The organism is Limnofasciculus baicalensis BBK-W-15 (assembly GCF_024178385.1).
GTDB classification, from domain to species: Bacteria; Cyanobacteriota; Cyanobacteriia; order Cyanobacteriales; family Coleofasciculaceae; genus Limnofasciculus; species Limnofasciculus baicalensis.
In genome coordinates this window covers 1-7,800 of record NZ_JAMZMM010000295.1, presented here as the reverse complement: position 1 = coordinate 7,800, position 7,800 = coordinate 1, and the positions used below count along the sequence as shown (strand labels likewise).

Genomic DNA, 7,800 nt, shown 5'->3' with positions numbered 1-7,800 from the left:
CTCCTACATTAGTACCTGTACCATGCCCCTCGAAGTAGGCGACAGTATGGGGAGGAAAACCTGCTTTGCGATAAGCGCGATTTAAGGATAAAAGTTGACCTTCAACTTCGGGGCGAGTGATGCCACCATTCCCGTCAGAGGAAATACCCCAACCGTGAATTATGGCGTAAATTTTCCGATTTTGGGCGAGGGCATCTTCGTAGCGCATTAATACGATAAATCCGCAACCTTCACCTGGCAAAAATCCAGCGGAATGGATATCGTAAACTCGCATTTCTTCTGGTGCTAATGCGCCTGTTTTGGCAAATCCTATTAGTTCAAATGGATCTAAACTTAAGTCTACACCGCCTGCTAGGGCGACATCTAAATCGCCTGCTACTAGGGAAGAACAGGCATTTGCAACGGCAAGTAGTGATGAACTGCAAGCACCATCTAAAGTATATCCTCCACCTTTGAGGTTGAAATAATTACAAATTCTACCAGCAATTGTATTAGATAATCCACCTGCTAAGGTTTCTTCGCCAATTTCAGGAAAGGGTGATTTGTATTGAATTTCTAAGTCTGCTAGGAAATTATTAATCTGTACTTCTGTCCAATCTTTTTTAATTAATTCTGCTTCGACAATTCTCTTTATGTATGGCCATCGCAATCGCATGACATTGGCTCTAGAAAATTCACCTGTGAGGGTATTTCCTAGGAGTACGCCTGTCATATCATGGGGTAAGCCTTCTCCTTGAGGAAAACCTGCATCACTTAATGCTTTTGCTGCTATATCTAGGGCTAGCCAATGTGCTAAGTCTGCTGATTCAAAGGTGCTTTTGGGTACTCGGAAAGCAATTCTGTCAAACTCGTAGCCTTCTATTACTGAGGCTTGGGTAGAATAGGTGCGATCTGGTGTGGTAGAGTTGGGGGAGAAATAGTCGGCTAAATTAAGACGTTGTGGGGGTATTTGTCGGAATGATTGACGTTGGGCGAGGACGTTTTCCCAGAGTTCGATGGGTGATTTTGCGTCTGGGTATTGACATGCCATTCCTACTATTGCGATTGGTGATTTCATGATGGTAATTATTTTTATTAAGTTTATAATTTAACCGTTTCAGTCTTTATTTGCTTCGTTCGTAGTAAGCGATTTATCGCTTATTTAGGTCGTAGTAAGCGATTTATCGCTTATTTAGGTCGTAGTAAGCGATTTATCGCTTATTTAGGTCCGGAAGCGCCTACTACTAACTTTTATGTTCGTTTGTAGTAAGCGATTTATCGCTTATTTAGGTCCGGAAGCGCCTACTACTAACTTTTGTTGGTTAATTACACTTCTCCTAAAGTTATAGGTATTGATATTTGTCCTCGTCCGGATGCTAGTTTTGTAATTAATGTTGGGGCAGATAAAACTAAACCTCGCAATAGACAAACTGCTGTGAGTGAGAAGAAAAAGCCAAATACTATATGGGATAACATTAAAATTCCATATCCAATAGCAACTGCACTACCAAATATTATTTGGTCTTTTGGTTTAATTGGAGTAGTGCCTGGATCTGTTACCATATAGAATGTGAAGAGGACAAATGCGACGCTGGTAATGGGGATTAATCCAGCAATAATTGGTGTGCCAAAGATGAAACTTCTGAGTAATGCTTGGATAATAAAGCCACCAACCCAAGCGGCAATTAGGGGTAGGCGTTGGGTAAATTTGGCATTGAGAAATGTACCCGAAATTACGATAATTCCTGGTAATATCCAATCGGCTGCACCGTCCAGATTTTCAGTGAATTGGTAAGGTGGGGCAATCCCAACCCAAGGGAATAATAGGAGGGTGAAGGTAATACCAAAGTTGGAAGGATTGAGGAAGTGGCGATTCCCTTTACCGACGGGGACGCGAAAGATGGCTTTTGAACCAATTGCTACTGAGGTGGCGAAGGCGATAGGTAATAGTTGATCGTTGGCATAGAGCAACATGGCGACTGCCAAAGCTGTAATATGGGCTGGGAGGAGAAAATCGATGATATTTTGGATTCCGCCTGCAAATTGTTGGGGACGCTGATTGAGTTTTGCGTCAATTATTTCGAGAATTAGTTCTGTGGTGTAGGCGGTAAATATGGCGATTAATGGTTGTGCCCAAGATTGCTCGAAGCCTAAGATTGTGTGTCCTAATAGGTTGAGGATGGTGATGGCTATTGCGAATCGGCGCAATCCGGCTAGGCGGTTTGTTTTATACCAGTTGTTGTTGGGAATCATTTGTTTAGTGGTTTCAGTAGGCTTTAAATATTGGGAGGGAATAAATGTGGTGAGCGCATAAATTATGGGAGGGAATAAATCCCGGCGGGGCATAAATCCCGCCAGGGAATAAATTCCCTGTCTAATAGCTCAAGTCCATTAAAATGGACTGAAATTCTTGTTTAGTCCTCTTGGGTAGGGCTAATATTTTTGAAAAATTAGCCTTTCAGTCGGTTTCAACCGACTTAAGCTATTAGACAGTGGTTTTAACCACTGGCGGGTTTGAGGCTTGTGGTTTTTAATCCTTTTGAGATTTCCGATTTTTCCGCAATCCAAACATTGCCCCTAGTCCAATAAAGATGGTGGCTAAGGCAGATGAGGGTTCAGGAGTTTTTGCCACCACTACCCGATGCTTACCAGCAAAAGTCTTGTGGTCATGATCGACTATACCAGCCAGGAAGAAATCGCTATCCCCAAGTGAAAGATTCGTGTGAAGATTAGCATCCTGGTTTCCAACTAAACCTTTGACTATTACCGCTCCTGCTGGAGGTTGACTACCCCATTGTCCACTTGCAGTCAGAATATCAGCAAAAGAACAATTTTGGAGTATACAAGAAGCCGAACCGATTCCACTTCCTTGGGGAGCAAATGAGACATCAAAGAGGACATTCAACTCAGAGCTAAAAGTCCCATCGTCGTTAATCCACATTTTTCCGTTTGAGGTTGTTTGTGGCGTGAGACTCACAAAAATGTCAAAAAATGACCCTCCAATGTTTATTGCTTCTGTACTTACTAATGAGAGATCTGTCATTTCAATATCAGTATGACAGGAAGAGCCAGAGAATACACAGTCTTGTCTTTTGATAATGGTATCGGTATCTCCAGGTCCGATGGGAAGCCCTTGAAAATTAACTATGCCAATTCCGGGAAAGTCGTAAAATGAAAGACCAGCAGGGGAACTAAGATAGTCAGAACCTGCTACAACAGTTGCAGCCTCAGCAGGATTCACAACCCCCAAAAACCCGATCGCACTCAACCCCACTGTACCTAAAACTGCTAACTTTGCGGAATTCAAAAAATTCATGAGATAATACTCCTTAGATACATTTGCTAAAGCTCCCGAAAGGGGGCTTTTTTCTGATCTCCTAGCCCGCGCTAGAAGCTACTTTTGCCGTCTCACCCAAAAGTACTGTATGTACTCCCGGTGCTAACAACAAACTTGTTGACTGGATATGTCCCTCTGTATCGCGCCACTCCACTTCAATAGGTAATTGACTGTCCGCTTTTATCTCACCTAAACCGAAGTGTAATTGGGGACTTCTTGCTCCAGAATGTCCATTTCCGCCATCTACTTGTGCTACCAAATTCCGTCCATTGGGTAGATGAACTGTTACCGCAGCGCCAATGGCCGGGGTGGTGGCAGATGGGGCAACGGATGGGGTAACGGATGTAACGGATGTCTTATTTGTGGGAGGCAGAGTCTCTCCTGGAAGCGACAAACCATCCGAAAAAACCGTTACAAAATCCGTTGCCCGTAATAGACTAAGCTCTAAAAATGCTCCTGAATTTTTATTATCATTGCGATAGAAATAGGACTTATCCCATTGATTTGCGATCGCAAAATCTAAATCTCCATCCCCATCCACATCAGCAGTGGCAATTCCGCGAGTTACTTGGGGTACATCTAGTCCCAAATCTTTGGCTAAATCGTAATATCTGCCATTGGAGGCACGGACAAAGAATGGGTTATGGTAATGACCGCTTAAATCGTCACCTGGTTGCAAACTAAACCAACTATTAGGATTGCTTAAAAGTTGGTCATTCCCCATGGCTAATTCCTGTAACTCAGGCCAACGATTTATTTCACCTTTGGCAAAACCTGTTGCCTGTAGCGCTTCTAAATCTCCATCGTTATTAAAATCGCCAAACTTGGTTTCCCAACCCCAACTGCTGCGGGATAATCCTAATGATTCGCTTCGGTCAACGTAGGGAGCAATACCGCGTTTCATTATATCAGTATCGCCCGTACTTGTAAAGAGAAAATGACTTTCTTCTAGGGCATATTCGTCAGCAATATTACTGACATAGATATCCAGCAACCCATCACGATTAATATCGCCGAAATCCACACCCATTCCTTTAAAGGAATCATGACCCAATACCTTAGAGTTGGGAGTAGTTAGCTTTTTCTCACCTTCCAAAAGAGCGAATTGTAGTTTCCCTGGTTGGGAACGATTATGTAGAAGATGATCCGGTCCAAAATCATTAGCAAAATAGATTTCCGGTAACAAATCCCCATCCAAATCTGCTGCACCTACTGCCAAAGTCCAACCACGAGCAATTTTTTCATCAAGTATCCCTTGAACTTCCTCATATTTAATAGTTGGTTCATCTCCTTTAGTAGCGGCTACCCAACGGAAAACTCTATTTTTGCCACCATTATAAGCGCGAGTCATGGAATGCTGCATTGACTCTACACTAGTAGCATTTACATTCAGAATTTCCGCCCCATCTTGGAAGTAGTTACCAATAATTAAATCGTTATGTCCATCACCATCTAAGTCAGCAAATGTTGCCGCATTGGTGTACCATTTTTCGCCACTATTGGTAATCTCTTGTTCCATGTAGCTGTTACTCTGTAGAAAGGTTCTCTGGAATGTCTCTACATTCAAAAACGCGATCGGAGTCCGTCCCCAGTAGTAAACTAAAACATCCGTCAAACCATCTTCATTTACATCCCCCGGTAAACACCCCATCGGTGCCATCGTTTCGCGATTGTAAGGCAAATTTATTGGTTCTAATCCAAAAGGTTGATAACGATTTCCTGTTCCCGGTACTGGCGCTACAATTACTTCATCAGTCCGCGTATCGACATAACAAATATCGTTAGGTAAACTATCTCCATCCAAATCGTTGAGCGCCACAGAAGCACCAACAGCAGAAATCCAAGCGGCGTGATTTTTCAAACTGGGATTAACTCCTCGCACAAATTTACGGGGATAGTCAGTTAATTCTGGTAATGGTGAAGATGTGAAGCTAAACTGAGAGGCAAGAAAACTTCTTTCCGTAGCCGATAAAGCTGGCAGACGGGTAAAGCAAAATAATCCTAAAATTATGACAATGGCTAGTAATTTTTTGCCCTGTTGCTGCATGAATTTCACTAAAATATTCATGGATTAATCCCTAATAATTGAAATCGACTCTGAATCCGCTGCCGCCAGACTTCATAAGCAGGTATTTCTCCTTGATTAGGTAAATTCTCCAAGCAAATATCCGTAATTTCAGCCCCTGCCTCCACAGACATCCCGCACAAAATCTGAGTTGCTATTTCCGTGTGAGGAGTTAAATTACCCGCTCTCTGACGAGTCTTTGCTGCGAAAGCTGCTCCCTGAGCCAGATGAGGTTGATACTCTCCCGCTGCTATTTGTAACTCTTGAATAGCAGTAGCATCTACTCCACCTGCATAGGTACAAGCTAAACCAATTCCACTCCAAAGATCAGCCCATCTACTTGGGTGAAAAGATCGTAAATTATGGACAATACTTGTAATATCAGCACCATAGACAAACCAAAGACTGCGCCCTAAACCTTGATCGAATACTCGTAAAGCAGATTCAGAAAGTCTCTGAGGTAATACCTTCTTTTCTACATAACGTTGGGCGTAAAAATAACCTTGGTGGAATCCATAACCATCAATCGCCAACCAACCCAATAAAGGATCGATAAATTTGGGATTTGACTGATTAAGTCGAGCCAAATATCGCTCAATCCCCAAAGGAATTCGAGCCAGTGCCCAACCCATACCCACATACATCATATAAATATGATCTAACCCTCCATCTGCCAGAAATACTTCCATCCGATTTGGCTGCCAAGGGGTAAGAATATCTAATAGCGCCAATCCCATCGCCGCACCCTCAAAAGCAAACCCGCGCAATTCAGTATCAATAGTATTTAGGTAGGGTACGAGTATCTCTGATTGATGGTTTGCCATCGCGCCATGGTAACCTTGCAAAAAAGTATGACCAATCTCTTCTAATCTCTCCTGCGTTTGAGTATTACTAGCTTGAAACCCACGTCGAGCAAATGTCGCTTCCTCTGGGGAAATACTGAAGAGACGCTGACGGAGAGATTTCCAGGAAATTATATTAACTTTGGATGTCTTGTCTGGGCTGTTGATTTTTGATTCAGTTAAAGATTGAAACATAGAGTATCCCTGACTCCATCAGTATTTTCTTGGGAATTGATATGAGTAAGCCTGTCAAGTGAAATTTGGCTTATGAAAAATCAATAATTTCGGAACCCGCGACGGCGGGTTTTGTTTGTCTAGACGCGGTTTCAACCGCTAGGTGACAATGGTGTCATCCATCTGCCCTGACTAATTTAGTCAGGGCGTATCGTATTGTTTATGATTTGTTAGATTGCTGTCTTCTCTTCAATCCAAACATTGCTGCTAATCCGACAAAGATGGATGCTGCTGCTGTAGAAGGTTCAGGGATAGCTATTTCGTGAGTCTCACTGTGTATTCTACCCACATTAATATCATCATTAGTCCAGAACTCTCCATCTGCACCAGCCGCCCATAAATCAACAGGACCACCGCAATAGGCGATGGGGAAAGGTTGAGGAGGACAGGGATTGATCTCAGGACCGTGAGTAAATTTATCTGGAGGAATGCCAGCGAGTCCACGATTGGCTGTTAATATTGCTGGATTCATATTGCGTAATGGACCAAGCGCCGTTCCCTGTAGTTCAAAGAAGACATTAAAGAAACTATCAGCTAGGGCTGAATTACCTGGCTGCTCAATAATTACTCCTGGCGAGTATAAAGAAGGATGAACTTGGTCATCTTGTAGGTTGCCAATACCATCACCCGCAATCAGCTTTAGACCGCCTGGACCAGTCAGTTGAAGGTCAAATATCTCCGTTTGGATGACATCTAGATGCTGATTAATTGTACCCCGATTCCCAAGCAGAGGATGACCAATAATGGCATCAACAGGATCTCCTCGAAAGATGTGGGTTGGACCTGAGAATTTTAGCTGAGTTCCGAAAGGGGTTGAAAGGGGGTTACCCGTCTGAGGGTCAAAATTCAGCCATAAGTCAATGTAAGCGTTGGAATTGAACCAATCAGTCCCACTGGTGCATTTATCCACCCAATCATTTCCTGGACCACAGGTATCAGCAGCCTTAGCAGACTGCGGCATACCCACAAGCGCGATCGCACTTAACGCCACTGCTCCTAAAACTGGTGTAGCTTGACTAAAAATTGTTTTTGATAAAAATGTGTTTTTCATCCTAGTTTCTCCTTTACATTTGGTAGAAGTGGTTTTTGACTTTTTTCCTGCCTGTGCCATTCACCTTGCCCGATAATTCACTGACTGACTTGGGCTGAATTTCCCCGTCTAAGGCAGTAATGGCTTGGCTTATTAATGAGTGGGTGAAGTAACATGAGTATATTTACTAATTGTTGCTTTACCTTTACTCCAGCTTCATGAAGAAGCTTTCTACCCAATGTAAAGGGTATTTCTCAAAAAAGATCCATCTTCATACAATCTTTACATTGTTGCTTTTTCGATACAATTATAT

The 7,800-nt window shown here is 42.8% G+C and carries 6 protein-coding genes; all 6 read right to left on the bottom strand.

Annotated elements, in window-relative coordinates; genetic code table 11:
• On the bottom strand, positions 1-1,057 hold a 1,057-nt coding region (locus NJ959_RS22345; protein ID WP_254013951.1), incomplete at its 3' end, for a beta-ketoacyl synthase N-terminal-like domain-containing protein.
• 248 nt (positions 1,058-1,305) lie between these two features.
• Positions 1,306-2,232, bottom strand: a complete 927-nt coding sequence (locus tag NJ959_RS22340; protein WP_373693694.1) for an enediyne biosynthesis protein UnbU — start codon at positions 2,230-2,232, stop codon at positions 1,306-1,308.
• Positions 2,233-2,509: 277 nt separating this feature from the next.
• On the bottom strand, positions 2,510-3,295 hold the full coding sequence (locus NJ959_RS22335) for a hypothetical protein (RefSeq protein WP_254013949.1): 786 nt from the start codon (positions 3,293-3,295) through the stop codon (positions 2,510-2,512).
• A gap of 61 nt (positions 3,296-3,356) precedes the next feature.
• Entirely contained in the window at positions 3,357-5,384 is a 2,028-nt protein-coding gene (locus NJ959_RS22330) for a CRTAC1 family protein (protein ID WP_254013948.1), read from the bottom strand.
• Positions 5,381-6,418 (bottom strand): DUF1702 family protein, encoded by a 1,038-nt coding sequence (locus NJ959_RS22325; RefSeq protein ID WP_254013947.1) that lies wholly within the window; start codon positions 6,416-6,418, stop codon positions 5,381-5,383. The genes NJ959_RS22330 and NJ959_RS22325 overlap by 4 nt, the downstream gene beginning before the upstream one ends.
• Positions 6,419-6,617: 199 nt before the next feature.
• Positions 6,618-7,508, bottom strand: coding sequence for a PEP-CTERM sorting domain-containing protein (locus NJ959_RS22320; RefSeq protein ID WP_254013946.1), 891 nt, complete (start codon positions 7,506-7,508; stop codon positions 6,618-6,620).
• Positions 7,509-7,800: the final 292 nt, after the last annotated feature.

Coding starts and splice junctions, on each gene's coding strand:
- NJ959_RS22320 (WP_254013946.1), bottom strand. CDS start 7,508: ATGAAAAACACATTTTTATCAAAAACAATTTTTAGTCAAGCTACACCA.
- NJ959_RS22340 (WP_373693694.1), bottom strand. CDS start 2,232: ATGATTCCCAACAACAACTGGTATAAAACAAACCGCCTAGCCGGATTG.
- NJ959_RS22335 (WP_254013949.1), bottom strand. CDS start 3,295: ATGAATTTTTTGAATTCCGCAAAGTTAGCAGTTTTAGGTACAGTGGGG.
- NJ959_RS22325 (WP_254013947.1), bottom strand. CDS start 6,418: ATGTTTCAATCTTTAACTGAATCAAAAATCAACAGCCCAGACAAGACA.
- NJ959_RS22330 (WP_254013948.1), bottom strand. CDS start 5,384: ATGAATATTTTAGTGAAATTCATGCAGCAACAGGGCAAAAAATTACTA.